Source organism: Paraburkholderia sp. J7, assembly GCF_905220155.1.
GTDB lineage: Bacteria > Pseudomonadota > Gammaproteobacteria > Burkholderiales > Burkholderiaceae > Paraburkholderia.
On the sequence record NZ_CAJMYZ010000006.1, the window covers coordinates 348,849 to 374,146 of the forward strand.

17 protein-coding genes are annotated in these 25,298 nt (G+C 65.3%); 9 read left to right on the forward strand and 8 right to left on the reverse strand.

What is annotated here, in order from left to right; all coding sequences use genetic code 11:
* Positions 1-59 precede the first annotated feature (59 nt).
* The 4 genes from thiC (at position 60) to U5A58_RS12910 (ending at position 4,972) form a co-directional block, all read left to right on the forward strand.
* The gene (gene thiC, locus U5A58_RS12895) at positions 60-1,991 is read left to right on the forward strand and encodes a phosphomethylpyrimidine synthase ThiC (RefSeq protein WP_321961698.1); all 1,932 of its coding nucleotides are present in this window, start codon (positions 60-62) and stop codon (positions 1,989-1,991) included.
* A gap of 190 nt (positions 1,992-2,181) precedes the next feature.
* Positions 2,182-2,403, forward strand: a complete 222-nt coding sequence (locus U5A58_RS12900) for a glycine zipper 2TM domain-containing protein (protein ID WP_321909049.1) — start codon at positions 2,182-2,184, stop codon at positions 2,401-2,403.
* 358 nt (positions 2,404-2,761) lie between these two features.
* Positions 2,762-3,142: a hypothetical protein gene (locus U5A58_RS12905; protein ID WP_321961699.1), complete on the forward strand. Its 381-nt coding sequence runs from the start codon at positions 2,762-2,764 to the stop codon at positions 3,140-3,142.
* Positions 3,143-3,373: 231 nt separating this feature from the next.
* Positions 3,374-4,972: an L-lactate permease gene (locus U5A58_RS12910; protein WP_321934938.1), complete on the forward strand. Its 1,599-nt coding sequence runs from the start codon at positions 3,374-3,376 to the stop codon at positions 4,970-4,972.
* 101 nt (positions 4,973-5,073) lie between these two features.
* On the opposite strand, the gene bamC is transcribed toward U5A58_RS12910, so the two are convergent.
* Positions 5,074-6,315 (reverse strand): outer membrane protein assembly factor BamC, encoded by a 1,242-nt coding sequence (bamC, locus tag U5A58_RS12915; protein WP_321961700.1) that lies wholly within the window; start codon positions 6,313-6,315, stop codon positions 5,074-5,076.
* A gap of 388 nt (positions 6,316-6,703) precedes the next feature.
* Here bamC and U5A58_RS12920 point away from each other — a divergent pair, with 388 nt between their 5' ends.
* Both U5A58_RS12920 and U5A58_RS12925 read left to right on the forward strand, forming a co-directional pair.
* Positions 6,704-7,177: a DUF2844 domain-containing protein gene (locus U5A58_RS12920; protein ID WP_321961701.1), complete on the forward strand. Its 474-nt coding sequence runs from the start codon at positions 6,704-6,706 to the stop codon at positions 7,175-7,177.
* Positions 7,174-8,487, forward strand: coding sequence for a DUF3443 domain-containing protein (locus U5A58_RS12925; protein WP_321961702.1), 1,314 nt, complete (start codon positions 7,174-7,176; stop codon positions 8,485-8,487). Before U5A58_RS12920 ends, U5A58_RS12925 begins: the two co-directional genes overlap by 4 nt.
* Before the next feature lie 112 nt (positions 8,488-8,599).
* Here U5A58_RS12925 and U5A58_RS12930 read toward each other — a convergent pair whose 3' ends face one another.
* Complete coding sequence (locus U5A58_RS12930; RefSeq protein WP_321961703.1) at positions 8,600-9,178, reverse strand: hypothetical protein; 579 nt, start codon at positions 9,176-9,178, stop codon at positions 8,600-8,602.
* Positions 9,179-9,298: 120 nt separating this feature from the next.
* Here U5A58_RS12930 and U5A58_RS12935 point away from each other — a divergent pair, with 120 nt between their 5' ends.
* Both U5A58_RS12935 and U5A58_RS12940 read left to right on the forward strand, forming a co-directional pair.
* Positions 9,299-11,032, forward strand: coding sequence for a VRR-NUC domain-containing protein (locus tag U5A58_RS12935; protein WP_321961704.1), 1,734 nt, complete (start codon positions 9,299-9,301; stop codon positions 11,030-11,032).
* Entirely contained in the window at positions 11,029-13,320 is a 2,292-nt protein-coding gene (locus U5A58_RS12940) for an ATP-dependent DNA helicase (RefSeq protein ID WP_321961705.1), read from the forward strand. The genes U5A58_RS12935 and U5A58_RS12940 overlap by 4 nt, the downstream gene beginning before the upstream one ends.
* 72 nt (positions 13,321-13,392) lie before the next feature.
* Here the strand turns inward: U5A58_RS12940 and U5A58_RS12945 are convergent, their stop codons facing one another.
* From U5A58_RS12945 to xylA, 6 genes are all read right to left on the reverse strand, one after another.
* Entirely contained in the window at positions 13,393-16,242 is a 2,850-nt protein-coding gene (locus U5A58_RS12945; protein ID WP_321961706.1) for an ATP-dependent Clp protease ATP-binding subunit, read from the reverse strand.
* A gap of 494 nt (positions 16,243-16,736) precedes the next feature.
* Positions 16,737-17,936, reverse strand: coding sequence for a sugar ABC transporter permease (locus tag U5A58_RS12950; RefSeq protein ID WP_321961707.1), 1,200 nt, complete (start codon positions 17,934-17,936; stop codon positions 16,737-16,739).
* The gene (xylG, locus tag U5A58_RS12955) at positions 17,933-19,486 is read right to left on the reverse strand and encodes a D-xylose ABC transporter ATP-binding protein (RefSeq protein WP_321946906.1); all 1,554 of its coding nucleotides are present in this window, start codon (positions 19,484-19,486) and stop codon (positions 17,933-17,935) included. The genes U5A58_RS12950 and xylG overlap by 4 nt, the downstream gene beginning before the upstream one ends.
* Positions 19,487-19,565: 79 nt before the next feature.
* Complete coding sequence (gene xylF / locus U5A58_RS12960) at positions 19,566-20,594, reverse strand: D-xylose ABC transporter substrate-binding protein (RefSeq protein ID WP_321961708.1); 1,029 nt, start codon at positions 20,592-20,594, stop codon at positions 19,566-19,568.
* A 195-nt stretch (positions 20,595-20,789) separates the two neighbouring features.
* Positions 20,790-22,280 (reverse strand): xylulokinase, encoded by a 1,491-nt coding sequence (gene xylB / locus U5A58_RS12965; RefSeq protein WP_321961709.1) that lies wholly within the window; start codon positions 22,278-22,280, stop codon positions 20,790-20,792.
* A 116-nt stretch (positions 22,281-22,396) separates the two neighbouring features.
* Complete coding sequence (xylA, locus tag U5A58_RS12970; protein ID WP_321961710.1) at positions 22,397-23,719, reverse strand: xylose isomerase; 1,323 nt, start codon at positions 23,717-23,719, stop codon at positions 22,397-22,399.
* 311 nt (positions 23,720-24,030) lie between these two features.
* Here xylA and U5A58_RS12975 point away from each other — a divergent pair, with 311 nt between their 5' ends.
* Entirely contained in the window at positions 24,031-25,242 is a 1,212-nt protein-coding gene (locus tag U5A58_RS12975; protein ID WP_321909077.1) for a DNA-binding transcriptional regulator, read from the forward strand.
* Positions 25,243-25,298: the final 56 nt, after the last annotated feature.

Here is a 25,298-nt window from a genome sequence, read left to right on the forward strand (position 1 = left end):
CCGTCTCGTCTCCTGCTAAGCCGCTGTTCCCACTTTGCATTGCATGGAGAGAGAGACGCATGAACGCGAATCCGAAGTTCATTTCCGCCAACGCGCACGTCGACGAAGCCGCGATCGCGCCGCTGCCCAATTCCCGCAAGATCTACGTGACCGGATCGCAGCCCGATATCCGCGTGCCGATGCGCGAAATCACGCAGGCGGATACGCCCACGGGCTTCGGCGGCGAGAAGAACCCGCCGATCTACGTCTACGACACCTCGGGTCCGTACACCGACCCGGAAGCGAAGATCGACATTCGCGCGGGCCTGCCCGCGCTGCGCCAGAGCTGGATCGAAACGCGCGGCGACACCGAAGCCCTGCCGGGCCTCTCCTCCGAATACGGCCGCGAGCGCGCCGCCGACCCCGCAACGGCGGAGCTGCGTTTCCCGGGCCTGCATCGCACGCCGCGCCGCGCGAAGGCCGGCAAGAACGTCACGCAGATGCACTACGCGCGCCAAGGCATCATCACGCCGGAAATGGAGTACATCGCGATTCGCGAGAACCAGCGCCGCGCCGAGTATCTGGAAAGCCTCAAGGCCAGCGGCCCGAACGGCGCGAAGCTCGCGGCGATGATGGGCCGCCAGCATCCGGGCCAGGCGTTCGGCGCAGCGGCTTTCGGCGCGAACGCCCTTCAGGAGATCACGCCCGAGTTCGTGCGCGAGGAAATCGCGCGGGGCCGAGCAATCATCCCGGCGAACATCAACCACCCGGAAAGCGAGCCGATGATCATCGGCCGCAACTTCCTCGTGAAGATCAACGCCAACATCGGCAATTCCGCGGTCACGTCGTCGATCGGCGAGGAAGTCGACAAGATGACGTGGGCGATCCGCTGGGGCGGCGACACGGTCATGGATCTTTCGACCGGCAAGCACATTCACGAAACGCGCGAGTGGATCATCCGCAACTCGCCGGTGCCGATCGGTACGGTGCCGATTTACCAGGCGCTCGAAAAGGTCAACGGCAAAGCCGAAGACCTCACGTGGGAAATGTTCCGCGACACGCTCATCGAACAGGCCGAGCAAGGCGTGGACTACTTCACGATCCACGCGGGCGTGCGCCTGCAATACGTGCCGCTCACCGCGAACCGCATGACGGGCATCGTCTCGCGCGGCGGCTCGATCATGGCCAAGTGGTGCCTCGCGCATCACAAGGAGTCCTTCATTTATGAGCATTTCGAAGAGATCTGCGAAATCATGAAGGAATACGACGTGAGCTTCTCGCTCGGCGACGGCCTGCGCCCCGGCTCGATCTACGACGCCAACGACGAAGCGCAACTCGGCGAACTGAAGACGCTCGGCGAACTCACGCAGATCGCGTGGAAGCACGACGTGCAGGTGATGATCGAAGGCCCGGGCCACGTGCCGATGCAGCTCATCAAGGAGAACATGGATCTCCAGCTCGACTGGTGCAAGGAAGCGCCCTTCTACACGCTCGGGCCGCTCACCACCGACATCGCGCCGGGCTACGACCACATCACTTCGGGCATCGGCGCCGCGATGATCGGCTGGTTCGGCACGGCCATGCTTTGCTACGTCACGCCGAAGGAACACCTGGGCTTGCCGAACAAGGACGACGTGAAGGAAGGCATCATCACGTACAAGCTCGCGGCGCATGCGGCCGATCTTGCGAAGGGTCATCCGGGCGCGCAGGTGCGCGACAACGCGTTGTCGAAGGCGCGCTTCGAGTTCCGCTGGGAAGACCAGTTCAACCTCGGTCTCGATCCGGACAAGGCGCGCGAGTTCCACGACGAAACGCTGCCGAAGGACTCGGCCAAGGTCGCGCACTTCTGCTCGATGTGCGGCCCGCACTTCTGCTCGATGAAGATCACCCAGGACGTGCGCGACTTCGCCGCGAAGCAGGGCGTGAGCGATGACGAAGCCCTGAAAAAAGGCATGGAAGTGAAGGCGGTCGAGTTCATCAAGCAAGGCGCCGAGATTTATCAGCGCCAGTAAGCTCACCGCGTCCCAGGCGGGCCCTTGCGGCCCGCCGATACATTTTCTAACGACTCCCACAACTCTCTGACAAGCGCACACACCCGGATACGGGTCGGCTGCCTAGGATGAGGGTATTGGAGGCGCGGCGTGTGCGCGAAGCGCAAGTCGCACCTCACACTCAAACGCACTATGCGTAGGGAGTCGACCCATGACAACACTCAAACGCGCAGGCATGCTGCTCACGGTAACGACACTCGTCGCCGTGCTGGGCAGCCTGACTGCATGCGACAACATGTCGAGACGCGACCGCGATACGGTCATCGGTGCGGGCGTGGGCGGTGTGGCCGGCGCTGCGATTGGCGGCAATGCACTCTCCACCGTGGGCGGCGCGGCAGTCGGCGGCTTGATCGGCAATCAGGTTGGCAAGTAAGCATCAAGGCAAGCACTAAGGCCTTAAGGCCGGACGAACCGACGATGCGGCTACGCGTTTAGCCTCACGATCGGTGCGACGGCACGCAACAGTAACGACATGACAGGCAACACGCCATTCAAGGCGTGCATCAGGGAAGGATGCGCGGCGCAGACCCTCACGGGCTGCGCCGCGTTTGCGTGGGTCAAGCGTCAACGCACGCGCGAAGTGAAACATGCGCTTGAACGATTGGCTTGAAACATTCCGTTAACGAGCCGCAACGCAAAACCCACAGGTACGGCGTAAGCTCGAACGATCAAACGGCCTGAGCCTGAACGCGATAACCCTGCGCGGCCGTTCGCCATTCGCGGAGCCCGCCATGAAACGTCCGTTAGTGCTTGTGATCGCCGCCGCGACCCTGCTCCCCGCGCTTTCCGGCTGCTACTACTACGCCCCCTACGGCTACCCGCCCTACTACTACGGCACCGTGCCCGTAGCCGCCACCCAGCAGGAAACCGCAGTCGTGCAAACCGCGCCGAACCCCGCGCCACTCGCCGTGCCCGACGCACAGTATCCCGGTCCGCTCTATTCCACGCAGCCCGTTGCGATCGCCGTGCCTGCGTGGACCGCTTATCCGGCTTATCCGGCCGCCTACCCCGCGTATTACCCTTACCCCGCGTACGGCTGGGGCTGGGGCGCGCCCGCCGTCTCATTCGGCTTCGGCTACTGGAGCGGCGGCGGCGGACACTGGCATCACTGACACTCACGCGCGATACTGCGCTGCGACACGCACCGCAAAACGGTGCCGGACCGTACTTTCCCTCCTTGACGCTCCCGTCTCGTTATCTATCCTCCAAGTGGGCTAGCGGGGATTGAAGCACCGCCTTAACTCGGCCGCCTGGCCGGGCACCGAACTCCACAGCCGACGACGCGCCCCGGCGCACGCTGCCGCATTGCTGCGCCGATAACGAACCAGCATAAAGGAGACGTGATGTTCCACCAGCTGCTGACCCCTATCGGCAATTCGCTGCTGTTTTCGTTTCTCATCGCCGTGCTGCCCATTGTCACCGTGCTGGCCCTGCTGGGCTGGGCGCGGCGGCCCGCCTGGCAAGCCTCACTCGCAGGACTCGTAGTCGGTCTGATCGTCGCGATCGCCGGCTGGCAGTTTCCAGTCAATCTCGCGATCAGCTCGGTGCTCGCGGGCGTGGTATTCGCGCTATGGCCGGTGATGTGGATCGTCGTCACGGCGATCCTGCTCTACAACATCGCGCTGCGCTCAGGCCGTTTCGCGGCGTTTCGCATGTGGCTGCTCGACAATCTGCCCAACGACCGGCGCATCGTGCTCGTCGTGGTCGGTTTCTCGTTCGGCGCGCTGTTTGAAGGGATTTCCGGCTTCGGCACGCCCGTCGCCATTACGAGTTCGCTGCTCATCATGCTCGGCTTCCCGGCACTCGAAGCCCTGACCTTTACGCTCATCTTCAATACGGCGCCTGTCGCGTTCGGCGCGCTCGGCGTGCCGATCACCGTGCTCGGCGCCGTGACGCACCTGCCCGCCGATCTGCTCGGCCAGATGGTCGGCCGCCAGTTGCCGTTCTTCGCGTTGCTGCTGCCGTTCTACGTGATCGCGATCTATGCGGGCGTGAGCAGCATGCTGCGCATCTGGCCGGTGCTGCTCGTCGCGGGCGGCAGCTTCGCCCTCACGCAGTTCGTCACGGCCAACTTCATCAACTACAGCCTCACCGACGTGCTCTCGTCGCTCGTCTCGCTGATCCTCACCATCCTGTTCCTGCGCGTATGGAAGCCTGTGCCCGATCCGCGCTTCGCCATCAAGGTCGATCGCGCGAAGGAGACACGCGGCGCCGTGACGGGTGCACAGGGCTGGTATCCGTGGATCATCGTCGCGGCCGTGGTGATCATCTGGACCGTCGCGAAGATCTTTACGATCGGCGACGTGAAAGTGCCGTGGCCGGGCCTCGACAAGGCCGTGTTCATCACGCTCTACAACACGCCCTATGGCGCGATCTGGGACTTCCAGCCGCTCGCCACCGGCACGGCGATCCTCGTTGCGGCCATCATCACCGCGTTCGTCGTGCGCCTGAAGCCCGCCGATTTCGGCAGCGCGATCGTCGATACCTGGGGGCAGACGCGCATCGCCATCCTCACGGTCGCGACCATCGTCGGGCTCGCGTTCCTCATGAACTATTCGGGGCTCACCTATACGCTCGGTCTCGGCGTGGCTTCGGTCGGCGCGTTCTTCCCGCTGGTTTCAGCCTTTCTCGGCTGGGTCGCGGTGTTCCTCTCGGGCAGCGACACGTCGGGCAATGCGCTGTTCGGCAACCTGCAGGTGGTGGCCGCGAAACAGCTCAACCTCAATCCCATCCTGATGGCGGCGACGAACTCGTCGGGCGGCGTGATGGGCAAGATGATCTCGCCGCAAAACATCTCAACCGGCGTCGCCACCACGGACCTCAAGGGCCAGGAAGGCCATGTGTTCGCGAAGACCTTCAAGCACTCGATCCTGTTGACGGTGCTGCTCGGTATCCTCGTGTGGCTGCAGCAGAACGTATTCACCTGGATGATTCCGCACTGAGCCGAACTGCGCCCGCATGAAAAAACCCGCCTGCGCGGCGAAGCGCAGGCGGGTTTTTCTTTTGCCACACAAGCCAGCGGTTGCTGGCTTGAGCGCAAGGCTTAATGCAGTTCGTCGACCACGAGGCTCATGATCTCCTGCGCCGGGCGCGACGAGTCGATCTGGCCGCTGTCGTCAACGATCGCAATGCGCGTCTGGTTGTCCGTCACGGCGCGCACGTTGAGCTTGTACTGCTTGGCGATCTTTTCCTTGCGGCCGTGGAAGATCTGGTTCCAGAAACCCTGTTCGTCCGAGCTCAGATCCTTCGGATCGACGTAGCGCACGTAGTAGATGCCCTTCGTGCGATCGCGGTCGTCCACCGTGAAGTTGGCGCGATCGAGCGCAATGCCCACGCGCACCCAGGCGCGGTCGTACGGCTCGCCGAGCGTGAGTTCGGTCGACGTGTACTGACCCGACGTACCCTGTGCGCCCGATTTCGAGCCGCTGCCCGATTGCTGACCGACGGCGGCGACGTTTTGCGCGGCCACGGCGGCCGCGGCGGCATCCGGAGCCTTCGACTTCGCGTCGGTGCCCTTGCTGTTGGCCTTGGCGTCGGCTTCGGCTGCGACCTGCGCGTCGGGCACGCCCGGCTTCGCATTCGCGAGCGTCATCATGAGGCGCTTGAGGTACTCGGCTTCGAGCGCCGGGTCATTGGGCTTCGGCACCCACTTGCTGGAGTCGTTATTGGTGCCCGAAAGCTGTTCGCTCAGCCCCTTCTGGCTGATGAACACATAGGTGCCACCTGTAGGCGACGTTTCGAGGCGCGTGCGGTACTTGTTGCGCTCGGCGGTCACGTACGAGTTGCCCGTGGCCCACGACAGCGTGTTGCGGATCAGACCGTCGCTGATCTTCGGATGGGTTTCGTTCCAGTCCGTTTCCATCACGCCCTTGTCGCGCTGGTCAACGACGAGCAGGAAGCCCTGTTCCTGCCAGAAGCGGCGCACCTGCGCCCAGACCTGGTCGGGCGTGCGGCTGTCGATGACAAGCCAGCTTTCCGTGCCGTCACGCTGGATATGCATGCCCGGCACTTGCGGAACCACCTGGCTCTGGTCGGACTGCGGCGCCGCGGCCTGAGTCTCCTTGAGCGAGGACAGCGAGGTTTCGCCGCCCTGCGGCGCGAGCGAGCGCTGGTCAGACGCTTCGTCGAGCATGTTCGGCGGCACAGCGAGCGAGGACTGCTTCGCCTTGGCGTCACTACGGTAATCGATCTTGCCTGGCGTCGGCGAGCTGCAGCCGGCGACCAGCCCGCCCGCCATCAGAAGCGCAAGCGCGCGTGCGGCAAGACGTTGATGAAAATCACTCATGTTCGGGTAATCCCTTCGGCTACGCCACGGCCAGTTTCCGTGGATCAACCAAACATTTTACCGGTCCGGCGGCCCGATGTGCAAAAACCACGGAGTCGCACTGAATCCGGGTCCAGCTTCAGCCGCGGCGAAGCACGCGTGACCGTACCCGTGACAGCTAAAACCCGCCTATCCGTAACATTCATCCACATTCGATTCGGCACTACGAACCTGCTGAATCGCCAGCAATTCCCTTTTAGATCAATGCCCTAACTCGAAGCCACGTCAAGACGTCCTTTTGCGCTGCGCCGGCCTTCCGGTCTGAGACGCTTGCGAGAACGACCCCGGTGCTAATTTCACAGCGAAATCTCAAAAAAGAAATTCATAAAAAGCGGGACCGGAGAGCGTCATGAAAACTTGCAGCCTCACCCAGGCGGGCCGCGCCGCGGCCCTCGCCTGCGCGCTCAGTTGCCTGAGCTTCGCCGCCACACCCGCTCGCGCCGCGCTCGGCGACACCGCAGCGGTGCCGGCCGGCGCCACGCAGCGCGTTGTCGGCGGCGGCGCGGCGCGCGTCGTCAGCGATGTCGACGACGGCGGCACGACCATCAACGAATACGTGGGGAACGCCACCGGCACGGTCTTCGCGTACACGTGGCAGGGGCCGGCTCAGCCTAACGTGGAAACGCTGCTGGGCCGTTACGCAGCGGACTGGCGCAGCGCCGCCGCGGCGCTTCACGCCGCCGGCCGCGACGGCCTGCATGCCGCGCGCGTGGACGGCGCGCAGGTCGTGGTGGAGACGGCCGGCCACATGCGCGCCTACGTGGGGCGCATGTGGCTGCCCGCCGCGCTGCCCGTGGGCGTAAGCGTTGGGGACCTGCAATGAAGGCCCGCACCCAGCGCCGATCGCGCGCGCGCGGCATCGGGCAGAACGTCGCCATCATCGTGCTTTGCACCTTGCTGACGGCTTGCGGCGGCGGCGGAAGCAGTGGCACCGCTGCCGCGAGCACAGGCGCCAGCGCACCCACAAGCGCCCCGTCATCGGCAAGTGCGGCAGGCCCCGCGAGCACGCCGTCTGCCACGAGCACGAGCGGCACGGTCCCGCAATCGACCACGCCCAACGTCGTGGCCGTCACGGTCGGCCCGACGGCCACCTCGACGCGCAACATGCTGATGGCGAGCGTCACGGTTTGCCTGCCGGGCACCACGAACTGCGCGAGCGTCGCCAACGTGCAGGTCGATACTGGCTCGCAGGGCCTGCGCCTGCTGGCTACCGCGCTGCCAGCTGGCTTCGTGTTGCCCGCCGTGCCAGCCGGCACGAGCGCCGACATCGCGGGTGAATGCGCCGTGTTCGGTACGGGCTACACGTGGGGGGCGGTGCGCAGCGCCGACGTGAAACTCGCGGGCGAAGTGGCCGCCGCCCTGCCGATCCAGCTGATTGCCGACCCGGCCGTGCCCGCCTCCGCACCGGCCGGCTGCGCCGGCAGCGGTCTCGCGATGAACAGCGCCACCACGCTGCGCTCGAACGGCATCCTCGGCGTGGGACCGTTCAGCGCCGACTGCGGCGCGACCTGCGTGACGGCGGCAGCCACGCCGTGGTACTACGCGTGCCCGGCGAGCGGCTGCACGGCGAGCGCGCAACCGCTCGCGCAGCAGGTCAGCAACCCGGTGGCGGCCTTTGCCACCGACAACAACGGCGTGGTCATCGACCTGCCTGGCGTGGCGGACAGCGGCGCCTCCGAAGTAAGCGGGTCGATGATCTTCGGCATAGGCTCGCAGGCGAACAATGCGCTCGGCAGCGCGAGCGTACTGCGCGCGAACTCGGGCACCGGCTACGTGAAAACGACGACATCGGACGGCACCGTCTACTCGCTGAGCTATCTCGACACCGGCTCGAACGCGCTCTACTTCAACAGCACGACGATGACGCGCTGCGGCTTCTGGTATTGCCCGAGTTCGCCCGCAAGCTTCGGCGCGACGATAGCCGGTATCGACGGCGTGGGCGCTTCGGTGACCTTCTCCGTGGCGAGTTCGACCACGCTGTTCGCCACCGGCAACTGGGCATTCGGCAATCTGGCTGGCTACAACGCGAGCGCGTTCGGCTGGGGGCTGCCCTTCTTCTTCGGACGGCGCGTGTTCACGGCGATCGCCTCGCAGGTCACGCCTGCCGGCAATGGTCCGTTCTTCGCGTTCTGAGCGCGACGGCGGCGGCAACGGCCGTCACAAACGACGAAGGCCTCTCGCGAGGCCTTCATGCGCGCAGATTTCGCGGACGGCGAAACGGCACGGCAAACAGCGTGAATTCGCCTTAGTCGTTCGCGGCGTTCGGGTCGGGCGTGGTCTTTGCGAGCCGCGCCGGCGCGAGCCAGCGGAACGTCGCGAGGCCCGATTCGTTGAAGGTGCACTCCGCTGCCGTCGGTGTGACCGCGGCCTTCTTGATGCCGAGCTTTGCAGCCAGCGCCGCAACCGGCGTGGTCGGCTTGCCCCCCGCGACGCCGTCCTGAGCGACGGGAGCCGTGGGAACCGAAATCGTGCCGGGCAGCGCCCCCGCCTGCACCGACGGTACCGCGATCAGCGGCGCCGCCTGGGCGGTCTGCCCGGTCGCTGACACGGCTGCCGATGCAGCCGAAGCCGCCGACGCAGATGGCGCCGACGCAGCCACAGCGGCCGACGCCGCGCCGTTCTCGAGCCGCCCTTCGATCACCACGCGCGCGCCACGATACGTCGTCGCGCTATGCGTCACCTTCAGGTCGCCGAGCGTCGTATCGGCAAGGCGGTTACGCATCTCCTCTTCGCAGGTGCTGGTGTTGCGGTACTGCGCCGCGCATCCCGCGAGCAGGGTGACGGCGGCCGCGAGGCCGACGAAGCATGCGTTACGTTTGTTCATTGCTCATCCGTTTTTCAGGCTGCGGCAATTGTAGCGTACGGGGCGGGGAATCCCTTACGGCGCTCGCCCCCGCGCGCGACCCTGCTATCATCGCCGCTGTATATCCGTACAGTGCCGCGCGTGCTTCCCGATTCTCCCGATCCGTTTTACTACCTCGCGAACTTCGAGCGCGCGCTAGCGTGGCTCGAGGCACGCTGCGCCGACCTGTTCGACGCCGCCGAGCGCCGCTTCGCCGACGATTTCGCCCGCATGCCCCAGGCGTCGCGTGCGCTCTTCGTGCGCATGCTGATGCGCAAGGGGCCCCATTTCCGCGCAAGCCGTCTCGCGTACGACGAAATCGGCTGCCCGCGCGACGCAGCGGCCCCGCTCGTTGCGGCGGGTTGGCTCGACGCAGCGCCCGCGCTCGATCTCGAATCGCTCGCCGCGCTCGTGACGAAAGCCGAACTGCAGGCGCTCGCGGCGCGCCTCGGTGTCGCGCTGGCACCGCGCGCCACACGCACGGCCGCGCTCGAAGCGCTCGAGGCGCACTACGCCGCCGCACCCGACCCGCGCGACTGGCATGGGTGGTTTCCGTCCTCGCCCGACACCGTGCTGCTGTTCGCGAGCGCCCCGCTCTGCGAGCGCCTGCGCCTCATGTTCTTCGGCAACCTGCACCAGGACTGGTCGGAGTTCGTGCTTGCCGACCTCGGCGTCTATCGCTACGAAAGCGTGCCCTTCGATCGTGACTCGCGCGCGTTCCAGCGACGTGAAGACATCGACACATATCTCGCGCTGCGCGATTGCCGCGACGGCCTCGACAGCACCACCCAGGCCTTGGACTTCGACGCCGCCGTCGCTATCGGCACGACACTCGATGCGCTCGACGCGCTGGCCCCGCGCACGCATGCCAACGCCTGGCTGCGCGCTCGCCACGACAAGCTGCGTCACGCCATAGGGCTCGCGGCCGAGCGGGCGGGCGAACCCGAACTCGCGTGGCGCGCTTATCTGGACTGCGGCCATCCTGAATCGCGCTACCGCCGCGTGCGCGTGCTCGAACAGCTAAGCCGCCGCGAGGAAGCGCTCGCGCTCGCGCAGACCATTGCCGATGCGCCGGAAAGCGAAGAGGAAGCGCAGCGCGCCGCGCGCACACTCGGGCGTCTCGCGCGCACGCGAGCGAAGTCGAAACCGAGCACCGAGCCGGGCTTCGTGCAGCTTGAACTCACGCTGCCGGCGGCGCCCGGGGAACTCCGTGTGGAGGAAGCCGCACGCCTCTCGCTCGCTACGCCGCAGGCGCCGGTGTTTTACGTCGAGAACACGCTGATCAACGCCCTCTTCGGCCTGCTCTGCTGGCCCGCGCTGTTCGCGCCGCTGCCCGGCGCGTTCTTCCATCCGTTCCAGCGCGGGCCCGCCGATCTGCACGCCGCCGATTTCGTCGCACGCCGTGCTTCGCACTTCGAAGCATGTCTCGCCGAACTCGAAACGCACACCTACCGCGACTCGATCCAGCGGCGCTATGCACAAAAGGCCGGCATCCAGTCGCCCTTCGTCGCGTGGCCCGCACTGAGCGACGAACTGCTCGCACTGGCGCTCGATTGTTTTCCCGCCGCGCATCTGCGCTTGTGGTTCGAGCGGCTGCTGCGCGAACCCGTTGTCAACCGTTCGGGCCTGCCCGATCTCGTGCGCTTCTGGCCGCACGAACGGCGCTATGAACTGATCGAGGTGAAAGGCCCCGGCGACCGCCTGCAGGACAACCAGCGTCGCTGGCTTGCCTATTGTGTGCAGCACGACATGCCGGTTTCCGTGTTGCAGGTGCGCTGGCCCGATCTGGCTGACGAGACCGACGAAAACGCTGCATCGGCGTTGCGCGCGCCATGAGCTACACCGTCGCCGTGCGCACGCTGTGCGAGTTCACCGCGAAGCGCGGCGACCTCGACTTGCGCTTCACGCCCTCGCCCGATGCAAGCGACGGTCGCGCCGGCCACGCGGCCATCGCCGCGAGGCGTGCGCCCGGCTACGAAACCGAGATCGCGCTCTCCGGCACGTTCGAATCGCTTACCGTGCGCGGCCGCGCCGACGGCTACGATCCCGCGCGCCGCAGGCTCGAAGAATTCAAGACCTATCGCGGCGACCTCGAAGCGATGCGCGAAAATCAGCGTGCGCTTCACTGGGCGCAGTTGCGCGTCTACGGCGCGCTCCTCTGCGACACGCTCGGCCTCGAGGCGCTCGAACTCGCTTTGGTGTACTACGACATCGGTTCGGGGCGCGAGACGGCGCTGGTCGAGCAGGCGAGCGCGTCGGAACTGCGCGCCGCGTTCGAAACGCAATGCCGCCGCTTCGTCGCATGGGCCGAGCAGGAAAGCGCGCACCGCACCGCGCGCGACGCCGCGCTGGCCGCGCTGTGCCTACCGCACCCGCAATTTCGCGCCGGCCAGCGCGATCTCGCCGAAGCCGTCTGGCGCGCGGCCACGCAGGGGCGATGTTTGCTCGCGCAGGCGCCGACCGGCATCGGCAAAACCATCGGCACGCTCTTTCCGCAGTTGAAGGCCTGCCCGCGCGCGGCCATCGACAAAGTCGTGTTTCTGAGCGCGAAAAGCTCGGGCCGCCAGTTGGCGCTCGATGCGCTCGCCACGCTGACCACCGCACCCGAGCAGGCCACCGACAATACGCAGCGAACGCCCCTCCCCTTGCGAGTGCTCGAACTCGTTGCGCGCGAGAAGGCTTGCGAGCATCCCGAAGCGGCATGTCATGGCGAATCCTGCCCGCTCGCGCGCGGCTTTTACGACCGCCTGCCGGCCGCGCGCGCGGCGGCGCTCGAACGCGTGCGGCTCGATCGCGCAGCACTGCGCGCGGTGGCGGGCGAGCACACCGTCTGCCCTTACTACCTTGGCCAGGAACTGGCGCGCTGGAGCGACGTGATCGTCGGCGACTACAACTACTGGTTCGACGCGAGCGCCATGCTGTTCATGCTCGGCGCGCACAACCATTGGCGCGCGAGCGTGCTCGTGGACGAAGCGCACAACCTGCCCGAGCGCGCCCGCGCAATGTACTCGGCGGAACTCGTGCAAACGCGCATCGACACCGTGCGCCGTGCCGCGAGCGCACCGCTCAAGCGCGCGCTCGCGCGGCTACAGAAGCTCTGGAATGCGCAAAACGCGGTACAGCCCAACGCCTGGCGCGCGAGCGACACCTTGCCCGAAGGCCTCGTCGCCGCGCTCGGCGAAGTAATCGGCGCGATTGGCGATCAGCTCGCCGAGCCCGCGCTCGTGCGCGACCCCGAGCTCGAACGCTTCTATTTCGACGCCCTGCACTTCACGCGCATTGCCGAACGCTTCGATACGCATTCGCTCTTCGACGTCACGCCGCTTGCGCAGCAGAGCGCGCGCCGCCCGCGCTCGACGATCGCGATCCGCAATATCGTGCCCGCAGACGCGCTGCGCCCGCGCATCGCCACGGCGCACAGCATGACGCTCTTTTCGGCCACGCTCTCGCCCACGCACTACTACAGCGACATGCTTGGCCTGCCCGCCAACACGGTGAGCATCGACATCGACACGCCGTTTCGCGCCGAGCAGCTCGACGTCCAGATCGCCCGCCATATCTCGACGCGTTTCAAGGACCGCGAGCGTTCGCTCGAAGCGCTGGTCGCACGCGTATCGCTGCAATACGCCGAGCGCCCCGGCAACTATCTATGCTTTTTCAGCAGCTACGACTATCTGCAGCAAGCCGCCGATGTGTTCATGGCGCGCCATCCGCAAGTGGACGTGTGGCTTCAGTCGCGCACGATGGACGAAGCGGGCCAGCAGGCCTTCGTCGCGCGCTTCGTGGAAGGCGGCTGCGGCATTGGCTTCGCGGTGCTCGGCGGCGCGTTCGGCGAAGGCATCGATCTGCCTGGCACGCGCCTCATCGGCACATTCATCGCCACGCTCGGCATGCCTCAGGTGAACGCCCTGAACGAGGCAATGCGCGCACGCATGGATACGCTTTACGGCGATGGCTTCGATTACACGTACCTGATTCCGGGCTTGCGCAAGGTCGTGCAAGCCGCGGGCCGCGTGATCCGTACCGAACACGATCGCGGTGTCGTGCATCTGCTGGACGACCGCTTTGCGCAGCCCGGGGTGCGTGCGCTGCTGCCGGCGTGGTGGCGCATCGCTTCCGGTTGATCTGGATTCCTTATCGTATCCGCATGAAGAAAGCTGGCGCACCTTTCGGTGCGCCAGCCGTTTTTCATACGATCAGGCAGGCTTCGCCTTTCCTCCTCCCTTCCCGCTCTTCTTCGGAGGCGGCGGTGGCGGATCGCCTTCCATGTCGTCTGCAGCGATCTCGCTCGCGACTTCATCAACCGGCGGTGACTCCGCTTTCTTCGTCTTCTTCGCGGGCTTGCTCTCCTTCACGTCGGGCGGCACGGCGACCTTGCTGATCGTCACTTCGTCGTTCGTCTTGTCGTAACCGATCTCGACGGTATCCCCCGTCTGCAGAGCGTCGCCGAGTATCTCCTTGGCAAGGCGCGTTTCCACTTCCTGGCGAATCTGCCGCTTGAGCTCGCGCGCGCCGAACTCCGGCTGATAGCCCGCCTCAACGAGGTGATCAATGAGCGTCTGCCCCATAATCAACGTGATGCCCTGTGCAGCCGCCGTGCGTGTGACGCGTTCGAGCTGGATCTGCACGATCGCGCGGATGTTGTCGCGCGAGAGCGCATGAAACACGATGATTTCGTCGATGCGATTGAGGAACTCGGGCCGGAAATGGCCCTTGAGCACCTTCATGAGTTCCGCGCGGATCGTCTTGTCGTCGAGGCGCGACTTCTCGGGGCGCTCGAGGTTGTCCATGATGATCGACGCGCCCAGGTTGCTCGTGGCGATCAGAATCGTGTTGCTGAAATCGACCACGCGGCCTTTGCCATCCGTCAGGCGCCCGTCGTCGAACACCTGCAGCAGCACGTTGTAGACATCGGCGTGCGCCTTCTCGATCTCGTCGAGCAGAATCACGCTGTACGGGCGTCGCCTCACGCGTTCGGTGAGCTGGCCGCCCTCGTCGTAGCCCACGTAGCCCGGCGGCGCGCCGATGAGCCGCGCCACCGCATGGCGCTCCATGTACTCGCTCATGTCGATGCGGATGATGGCCTGCTCGTCGCCGAACACGGTTTCCGCAAGCGCCTTCGCAAGCTCGGTCTTGCCCACGCCAGTCGGCCCGAGGAACAGGAAGGTCGCAATCGGCCGGTTCGACTGACCGAGGCCCGCGCGCGAAAGACGCACGGCGTCGCTCACCGCGACTACGGCGTCTTCCTGGCCTACCACGCGCTCGCGCAGCGTGGCTTCCATCTTGAGCAGCTTCTGGCGCTCTTCCTGAGTGAGGTCCGCGACCGGTATGCCGGTGAGCCGCGAGACGACCTCGGCAATCGAGGCCACCGTGACTTCAAGCGTTTCCGAACCCGTCTTGCGCTGCCACGCTTCGGTCAGTTCGTCGAGCTTCGCCTGCTTTTCGTTGATGCGCTCTTCGAACCCCTTCGCTTCGTCGAAGCGCTTGCGCGAAGCCGCGTAATCCTGCTCGCGCTTGAGCTGAGCGATCTCCGCTTCGAGCTCCTGCATGTCGGCGGGACGCGAGGTCGCGCCGATGCGCACGCGCGCCGCTGCCTGATCGATCAGATCGATCGCCTTGTCGGGCAAAAAGCGCGACGTGATGTAGCGATCCGACAGTTCGGCCGCGGCCACGAAGGCGTCGTCGGCGAACGTGACCTGGTGGTGCGCTTCGAGTTTGTCGCGCAGGCCGCGCAGGATCACAATGGTTTGCTCGACCGTGGGCTCGGGCACGAGCACGGGCTGAAAGCGCCGTTCGAGCGCCGCGTCTTTCTCGATGTACTTCTGGTACTCGTTGAGCGTCGTCGCGCCAATGAGGCTCAACTCGCCGCGCGCGAGCGCAGGCTTCAACACGTTGGCAATATCAAGGCCGCCTTCGCCGCCTCCTTGCCCCGCGCCCACGATCGTGTGCAATTCGTCGATGAAGAGAATCAGCTCGTCGTGCTTGGCGGTCACTTCGTCGATCAGTTGCTTTGCGCGTTCCTCGAACTCGCCACGGTATTTCGCGCCCGCGACCATCGAGTTGATGTTCACTTCCACGAGCCGCTTGCCGCGCAGCACCTCGGGCACGTCGCCGTTGACGATGCGCTGCGCAAGCCCCTCGACAATGGCGGTCTTGCCGACGCCCGGCTCACCGATCAGCACCGGGTTGTTCTTCTTGCGCCGCGCGAGCACCTCGATGGTGTTCTCGATTTCCAGCGCGCGCCCCAGCACCGGATCGAGCTTGCCCTGCCGCGCCATGGCCGTGAGGTCGCGGCCGAACTTGTCGAGCGTGGGCGTGCCCGTGGGCGCATCCACGCGGCCATCTTCCGCGCCCTTGCCCACGACCTTCACGACCTTCTGGCGCAGCGCCTCGGGCGTGACGCCGTATTTCTTGAGCAACGTGCCCGCAATGCTGTCGGGTACCGCAGCGAGACCGATCAGCAGATGCTCCGGGCCGACGTACGAGTGGCCGAGATCGCGCGACGCCTGGAACGCGAACTGAAACGCTTTTTTCAGGCGCGGCGAAATCGTCATCTTGTCGATGGGCGCGTCGGGCGCAGCCGTGCCCTTTTGCGCATGCTGATCGATATAGCCCTGGATGTCCTGCGGCGAGAGCTTCAACTCCTTCAGGAGTGCTGCGCAAACATCGGTGTCGGCAAGCACGTACAGCAGATGTTCGGTGTCGAGTTCATTCCGCTGCAATTCATGGGCTTTTTCCGCGGCGCGCTGCAGGATTTCGAGCGTCTGCTCGCTGAACGCATCGGTCGCGTCCACGGATTCGCGCGGCACCTCGGCGGCGAGATCGTGCTCGTCGTCATGTTCGTCGTCGCCGCCTTGTCCGCCGAAAAAGCGAGACAGGCCGCTGCCGCCCAGCAGCGAGTCGAACGGGTTGAGCATACTTTGGTGACGCATCAGTTGGCGGTAGTCGTAGTCGCAGATCGACATGGACTTGCGCTGCCCGTTTTGCACGACAGTCACGCGCGCGACTGCGGGCCGGGCATTACAGATTTCGCAAAGAGTGGGCATGGTCGGCTTGTCTCCGGAGGATCGGAATCGCGCCGTCGAAGTTGGCTAAACCCTGCCACAACCTTGCAGCGCGATTCGGTGCAACGCGGCCGCTAATGCAGCGGTTGCACCAGCAAAGCGACAAATCGGCGAGCACGCGCAGCAACGCAATTGCAGCGCAGTGCTGTGGCTGACGATGACCTTGCGGACGGATTGCGTTGTGCGCTTAGCGTAGCGTCACGCGAGTCTGCCGTCCGACACAGGTGCAAACGATTGTGGCAGGAAACGATTGCCAACGCGTCGAACCTGCTCCGCTCGGTGTGCGGTTGACGGTCGAATACATGAAAGAAAAAGGGCGGGACATCAGTCCCGCCCTGAGAACGCGCTCGGGGCGCGTGAGGAGAGCAACTGCGCGCGACGTCATCCGATGCGTTGCGATGTCACGCGCGGTGCAAGAACACTGTCATCAAACTCACTGCGCAAGCACGTTTGCAATCGTGTTCACCGCCTGTTTCTCAGCGGCGGTTCGACCCCGACACAACATCGATCCACACGGCGAGCACGAGAATGCCGCCCTTCACAATCATCTGCCAATACGCGTCCACGTCGAGCATCGACATGCCGTTATCGAGGCTCGCCATCACGAGCGCGCCGATCAGCGCGCCATACACGGTGCCGGAGCCGCCACGCATCGACGTGCCGCCGATAAAGCAGGCCGCGATCGCGTCGAGTTCGCCCATCGTGCCAGCCGAAGGCGAACCGGCCGCGAGACGCGCCGTATTGACGATGCCCGCAAACGCGCACATAAGACCCATGAGCGCAAAGATCGCGAGCTTCACGCGGTTCGTGTTGACGCCGGAAAGACGCGTGGCTTCGAGGTTCGAGCCCACCGCATAGATGCGGCGGCCGAACACGGTTTGCGTGGCGATCCATGTGAAGATACCGAGCAGCGCGAGCAGCAGCAGCACGGGCACCGGAATGCCGCCGTAGCTGTCGAGCATCAGCACGAACGCAAGCAGGATCGCGCCCGCGCCGACGATCTTCACGGCGTCCTGCCAGATCGGCACGACGCTCAGCTGATAGCGCCTGCGGTTCGCACGTTGGCGCACCGTGAGCACGGCAAGCAGCACGAAAAGTGCGAGCGCGAGCACGTCGCCGGCCGCGCGCGGCAAATAGCCCTGGCCGAGAAACACGAAGTGATCGGACACCGGCGCGATGGTCGAACCACCCGTGATGCCGAGCAGCACGCCGCGAAACGCGAGCATGCCGCCGAGACCCACGATGAACGACGGCACGCGGCGGTAGGTCGACCACCAGCCGTTGAACAGGCCCACCAGCACGCCGAGCGCGAGCACCACCGGCACCGTCACACCGATGTGCCAGCCGCGGTTCACGTCGAGAATCGCGGCCACGCCGCCGAGGAGGCCCAGCAGCGAGCCCACCGAGAGATCGATCTCGCCCGCGATGATGACGAACACCATGCCGCACGCGAGCATCCCCGTGATCGACATCTGCCGCAACAGGTTCGACACGTTGCGCGGCGTGACGAACGCGCCATGCGTGAGCAGCGAGAAAAACAGCCAGATCACCGCCACTGCGAGCAGCAGCGCGAGGATCTTGTAGCGAGCGAAGAGTTGCTGAAAACGCATGGCGAAACCATTGCCGCCTGGCTGCTGTTCTTCGCGCGCGTTTTGGGTCGTGACGTCGGGGGTCATACTGCACTCGCTGTATCGGGTTGGGCGCGCACGCTCTGGATCGCCGCGCCAAGAATGTCTTCCTGCGTGAGGTCGTCATTGACGAAGTCGCCGCGCAACTCGCCTTCGCCGATCACGAGCACGCGGTCGCTGATGCCCAGCACCTCCGGCAACTCGGACGACACCATCACGACCGCCACGCCGCGTTTGGCGAGCTGGAAGATCAGCTTGTAGATCTCGTACTTCGCGCCGACGTCTACGCCACGAGTGGGTTCGTCGAGGATCAGCACCTTGGGGTCGGTGAGCAGCATCTTGGTGAGCACGGCCTTCTGCTGATTGCCGCCGGAAAGGCTCGCAATCGACAGCATCGGGTTCGCCGCGCGCACCGAAAGACGCTGCATCTCCGTGCGGATCGTGTCGAGTTCGGCTGCTGTGTCGATGCGTCCGTGCTTCGAGAAACGCTGCAGCACCGAGAGCGTGATGTTGTGGCCCACGCCCAGTTGCGGCACGATGCCGTGGCGCTTGCGGTCCTCGGGCACCATGGCAATGCCCGCATCGATTGCGTCGAGCGGCGAGCGGATTTTCAGCGGCTTGCCTTCGAGCAGCACCGTCGCCGTGCATGCGCCCGCATAGGCGCCGAAGATCGCCTGCATGGTCTCCGTGCGGCCCGCGCCCACGAGCCCGGCCACACCCACGATCTCGCCGCGCCGCACCGAGAACGACACGTCGTCCACGCGCTTGCGGCGCGGATTCGTCACGTCGTAGCAGGTCACGTTGCGGGCCTCGAACACGACCTCGCCAATGTCGTGCGGCTCGCGCGGAAAGAGATTGCGAATTTCGCGCCCCACCATCATCGCGATGATGCGGTCGGTAGTGAGCGTCGCCATGGGCTCGGTCGCCACGTGACGGCCGTCGCGGATCACGCTCACCGTATCGCACACGGCCTCGACCTCGTCGAGCTTGTGCGAGATGTAGACGCACGCCACGCCGCGGCGCTTCAGGTCGCGCACGATATCGAGCAGGATCTTCGTTTCGGCCGCGGTGAGCGAAGACGAAGGCTCGTCGAGGATCAGCAGCTTCGCGCGCTTGTTCAGCGCCTTTGCGATCTCGATGAGCTGCTGGTGGCCGCCGCCATAGTTCATCACCGGCTGCGCCACATTGATGGCGTCGATATTCAGCTCGCGCAGCAATTCGTCGGCGCGCTGATACATCGCCGCGTAGTTCATGCGGCCGCCCGGCAGCGTGATTTCGTTGCCGAGAAAGATGTTTTCGGCCACCGAAAGCTCGGGCACGAGCATCAGTTCCTGGTGGATGATGACGATGCCCGCCCGTTCGGTGTCGCGCACGCTGTGCGCTTCGAGCGGTGCGCCTTCCCAACGGATTTCGCCGCTCCAGGTGCCGTGCGGGTACACACCCGAAAGCACTTTCATGAGCGTCGATTTACCGGCGCCGTTCTCGCCGCACAGGCCCACGCATTCGCCGGGCTGCACCGTGAGGTCGATGCCGTCGAGCGCTTTCACGCCCGCAAAGGACTTGACGATGCCGCGCATCGTCAGCAAGGGTTCGGTCATACGCTGGTCACTCGCTGCGAAGGCCCGCGCGACGCCATCGCCACATTCGTGGCGCGCGCGGGCCGTCAGGCCATAGACGTTACTGGCTTGCCAGTTGCGCCTGCGTGTAGAAGCCGTCCTTCACGACGACATCCACGTTGGTCTTCGTGAGCAGCGTCGGCTGCAGCAGCACCGTATCGACCTTCTTCTTGCCGTTGTCGTACTGCGCGTTGTATGCCGGCTTCTGGCCCTTCGCGAGATCGACGGCGAGCTTCGCGGCTTCGCCCGCGATGAGCTTGAGCGGCTTGTAGACCGTCATGGTCTGCGTGCCGGCCACCACGCGCTTGACTGCCGCGAGGTCCGCGTCCTGGCCCGACACCGGCACCTTGCCCGCGAGATGCTGCGCGGCGAGCGCCTGGATCGCGCCGCCCGCCGTGCCGTCATTCGAAGCGACCACGGCGTCGATCTTGTTGTTGTTCGCGGTGAGCGCGTCTTCCATGATGCGCAGCGCCGTCGAAGCGCTCCATTCCGGCACCCACTGCTGGCCGACCACCTTGATGTCGCCACGGTCGATAGCGGGCTTGAGGACCTTCAGTTGTCCTTCACGCAGCATCTTCGCGTTGTTGTCTGTGGGCGCGCCGCCCAGCAGGAAGTAATTGCCCTTGGGCTGCGCATCGAAGACGCCCTTCGCCTGAAGCTCGCCCACCTTCTCGTTGTCGAACGAGATGTAGGCGTCGATATCGGCGTCGAGAATCAGGCGGTCATACGAAACGACCTTGATGCCCGCCTTCTTCGCTTCGGCGACGACGTTGCCGAGCGTTTTCGAGTTGAACGGCACGATCACGATGACGTCGACGCCACGCGAGATGAGGTTTTCGATCTGCGAGATCTGGCGTTCCTCGCTGGCGTCGGCCGACTGCACCGACACTTTCGCGCCAAGCTTTTCCGCGGCGGCGACGAAGTAATCGCGATCGCGCGACCAGCGCTCGACACGCAGGTCGTCGATACAGAAGCCGATCTCGGGGTGATCCTTGCTCGCGTGTGCGAGCGGTGCGGCGAGCGACAGGCTCGCGAGCACGGCCCCGCATACGAGCGAACTCAGAACCGAACGACGTTTGGCGAAATTCATGTCTCCATGCTCCTCTTGATGCCGTTGCGCAGGCGCGCGCGTACGCGTCGCCGCCGCGGCGATGGTTATCAGGCGGTTGCCGATGTAATTGCGGAACACACGCGAAAAGGCACGGCGTGCGGTATAACCGTAGGACTACCAATCGACTGCACGACTACACTGGCCGTGCAGCCTTTTCTGCACCGGCGCCCTCTCTCAGGCGCCGGTTGCGAAAACCGGTTCGAGCGCGCGGTACAGCGCGCTAAAGGTTGGACGGCGTGCCTCGCGATACCACGCGTGGCGTGCGGCGTCGGGCTCGCGTATTGCGAGCACAGGTGGCTGCGGGCACACCTGCTCGAGCGTCGCGCCCGGTTCAAGCGCGAGATGTGCGAGGCGCGCCGCGCCCAGCGCCGGGCCGACCTCGCCGCCGGCGCGCAGCGTAAGCGCGCGGCCGCTGATATCGGCGAGCATTTGCGTCCACCAGGCGCTGCGCGAGCCGCCGCCAATGACCGTGATCGTCTCCGGCACGAGCCCCGCCGCGTGCAGCGCATCCATACCGTCGAGCAGCGCGAAGCCTACGCCTTCCAGCGTCGCGTTGGCCAGATCGGCGCGCGCGGTCTGCGGCGTCATGCCATAAAACACGCCCTTCGCGTTCACGTTGTTGTGCGGCGTGCGCTCGCCGCTGAGGTACGGCAAAAACCACGGCCGGCGCGCGTCGCGCTCGGCGTTCGAGTTTGCTTCGGCGTCGGCGAGCAACGCGGCAACGCTTTCGTAACCGGTCAGTTGCGCGGTGAAGTCGAGGCAACTGGCCGCGTTCAGCATCACGGACATCAAGTGCCACGTGTGCGGTAAAGCATGGCAGAAGCTGTGCACGGCGGAGTCGGGATTGGCGAGAAAGCCGTCCGAGACCGCGAAATAAACGCCCGACGTGCCGAGCGAAAGCATGGCGTCGCCGGGCCGCACGATGCCCACGCCCACGGCGCCCGCCGCATTGTCGCCGCCGCCCGCCACGACCGGAATTTCGCGCAGGCCGAATTGCCGCGCGAGTTCGGGCCGAAGCCGGCCCGTTACCTGGTTGCCTTCGACTACGTCCGGCATCTGCGCACGCGTGAGACCGCACGCCTCAAGCAAGGTCTCGCTATAGTCGCGCTTCGCGATATCGAGCCACAGCGTGCCGGCGGCGTCGGACGGGTCGGTCGCGAACACGCCCGTGAGCAGCCAGCGCAAATAGTCCTTCGGCAACAGCACATGCGCAATGCGCGCGAAGATCTCCGGCTCGTGCTTGCGCACCCATAGCAGCTTAGGCGCCGTGAAGCCCGGCATTGCAAGATTCCCGGCAATGGCATGCAACTGCGGTACGGCGCGCTCCAGCTCGATACATTCGGCGTCCGAACGACCATCGTTCCACAAGATAGCGGGACGCAGCACCTGTCCACTCGCGTCGAGCAGCGTCGCGCCGTGCATCTGGCCGGTCAGGCCGAGGGCTTCAATCCGCGCCGGGTCGATACCGCGCCCACGCGCCTCGTCGATGAGCGCGCGCAATGCGGCCTGCGTGGCGAGCCACCAGTCTTGCGGCGCCTGCTCGGACCAGCGCGGCTGCGGCCGGCTCACGGTGAGCGGCGCGCTCGCGCTGCCGAGCACGTCGCCGGCGCGATCGAGCAGCACGGCCTTCACGCCCGACGTGCCGAGGTCGATACCGATAAACATGTCTCCGTCCTTCTTTTTTGCGCCAGTTTGCCTTGTGTGGGAAGCAGCGCAATTGCGAATTTGACGGCGCGCGCTAATGTTTTTTCAGGCGTTTCTTTTCGCGCGCCGTGGTACGGCTAGCGCTGGCCGTAGATGGCCTGGTTCACGACATTCTCGAGGCGCTCCTGTTGGCCGCTCGCGTGCTGCGGATTCATGCCGTGCGCGAGCGCGTCGGCGGCGAGCGACGAAAGCGAATAGCCGCCCGAGAGAATCTTGCGGCCGAACTCGCTGTCCCAGCCCGCGTAGCGCTGGCTGCGGAACTGTTCGAGCCGGTCGTTTTCCACGAGCGCCGCACCGCGCTCAAGCGCAAGCGCGAGCACGTCGATCGCGCCCACGTGGCCGTAGAACATGTCTTCCGGATCGGCGCTTGCGCGGCGCACCTTCGCGTCGAAGTTCATGCCGCCCGTCGTAAAGCCGCCGTGGCGCAGAATCTCGTAGAACGCGAGCGTGAGTTCTTCGACGCTGTTCGGGAACTGGTCGGTGTCCCAGCCGTTCTGCGGGTCGCCGCGATTCGCGTCGACGCTGCCGAACACGCCCAGCGCGAACGCCGTTGCGATTTCGTGATGGAACGAGTGGCCCGCGAGCGTCGCGTGATTCGCCTCGATATTCACGCGGATTTCGTTTTGCAACCCGTATTGCGTGAGGAAGCCGTGCACCGTGGCGACGTCGTAGTCGTACTGATGCTTGGTCGGCTCCTGCGGCTTCGGCTCGATCAGCAGTGTGCCGGTGAAACCGGTGCGGTGCTTGTGCTCGACCACCATCGCCAGGAAACGCGCGAACTGTTCGCGCTCGCGCTTGAGGTCGGTATTGAGCAGCGTGTCGTAGCCTTCTCGGCCGCCCCACAGCACGTAGTTCTCACCGCCGAGCTTGCGCGTCGCGTCGAGCGCATGGCAAACCTGAGTGGCGGCATACGCGAAGACTTCGGGGTTGGGGTTCGTGGCGGCGCCGCCCGCGTAGCGCGGATTCGAAAACAGGTTTGCGGTACCCCACAGCAGCTTCACGCCGCTCGCTTGCTGGCGCTCGCCGAGGTAGTCGACCATGCGCTTGAAGTTTTCCGTGTAGTCCTTCAGGTCCTTGCCTTCCGGAGCCACATCGGTGTCGTGGAACGTGTAATAAGGTGTGCCGAGCTTCGAGAAAAATTCGAATGCTGCGTCGGCCTTCTGGCGCGCGCGTTCCATGGCGTCGCCGGGCTGCTGCCACGGGCGGTGAAACGCGCCTTGCCCAAAAATATCGTTGCCGGGCCAGACAAACGAATGCCAGTAGCACACCGCGATGCGCAGATGCTCTTCGAGCGTCTTGCCGAGCACCTTTTTGGTCCGGTCGTAGTGATGGTACGCAAGCGGGTTGTCCGACTGCGGGCCTTCGTATCGAATAGCGGGGATATGTTCGAAATACGACATGATGTCTCCAATGTTGTTGCAGCGCAGCGGCGCGGCGTGCATCCCTCTGTGTGACGCCATACTGCCCGCGACGCGCAAAGCGCGGCAATTGCGAAATTGCGTGAGACCTTTAATGTTTCCTGCCGACTGGCGCGGCCGGCGCGCCCGCGCCCGCGAATCTGGGCCTAAAATAGCCGGACGCTTAAAACGACGCGCCAGAGGCGCGAAAGACATCGTAGCGCGGCGCTCATTTGCGCGCACCGCGCCCGAAATGGAGACATGGCGGTTTTTTCGCAGGCGTTGCGCGCCGGGCGACCAGCCGCCGACACGACATGACCCGTGCCCCCGCTTCCCAGACGCCCCACCGTATCGCGCTGCTTTTCAACGCGAACAAGGTGTACGACCGCGAGATCATTGCGGGGATCGGCCACTATCTGCGCTCCACACGCGTGGCGTGGGACCTCTTTCTCGAAGAGGACTTCCGCTGCCGGCTCGCGGGCATCGAGCGCTTCGACGGCGACGGCATCATCGCCGACTTCGACGACCCCGCCGTGGCCGACGCCCTGCGCGGCTGCCCGCTGCCGGTAGTCGCCGTGGGCTCGTCGTTCGAAGACGCCAGCCAGTACCCGGCCGACATACCCTATATCGCGACCGACAACCGCAAACTGGTCTCGCTCGCGTGGACGCACCTGATCGGCGCAGGCTTGCCGAATCTCGCGATGTACAGCCTGCCCGTCGCGCAGGAAAACCGCTGGGCGCAGGAGCGCGAGCTGGCATTCCAGGCGCTCGCCCGCGAAGAAGGCCTGCAGGCGCCGATCTATCGGGGTCAGGCCACCAGCGCCAGCGCCTGGAACCAGCACATCGAACAGTTGAGCGCGTGGCTGCACAGCCTGCCCAAGCCCGTGGGCGTGATCGCTGTGACCGACGCGCGGGCGAGGCATTTGCTTCAGGCATGCCTGATTCACGGTATTGCAGTGCCCGAGCAGGTGGCGATCATCGGCATCGACAACGACCCGCTCACCCGCACGCTCACGCGTATTCCGCTTTCGTCGGTCATTCAGGGCACGGAGGAAATGGGCAAGACGGCCGCCCACTTGCTGCACCAGATGCTGCGCGGCGCGCGCTTTCCGGGGCAGCGCATTCTGGTTCCGCCCGTCGGCATCAATGTGCTCGAATCGACCCGGCATGAACCGTTGTCGAGCCCGCACGTCATGCGCGCGCGCCATTTCATCCGCCAGTACGCGTGCCAGGGCATCAAGACCGAGCAGGTGGCCGACTATGTGGGCGTATCGCGCTCGTCGCTGGAAGAATATTTCCGGCGTGAACTCCGGTGCACGGTCCACCAGGAAATCTTGCGCCACAAGCTCGATGCCGCGAAGGCAATGCTCGCGAGCCGCGACGCTTCGAGCGCGGAGGTGGCGATCCGCTGCGGATTCACGTCGCTGCAATATATGTACGCCGTATTTCGCCGTGAGTTGGGATGCACGCCGCGCGAATATCAGGACAGTGTCGCGAACGCTTCGGGCCCACGCCTGTCCACTTGATAAAGCGGCTTCGGCCACCCCGGACAATCACGCTTTCTTCATACGTTCTCTTCACC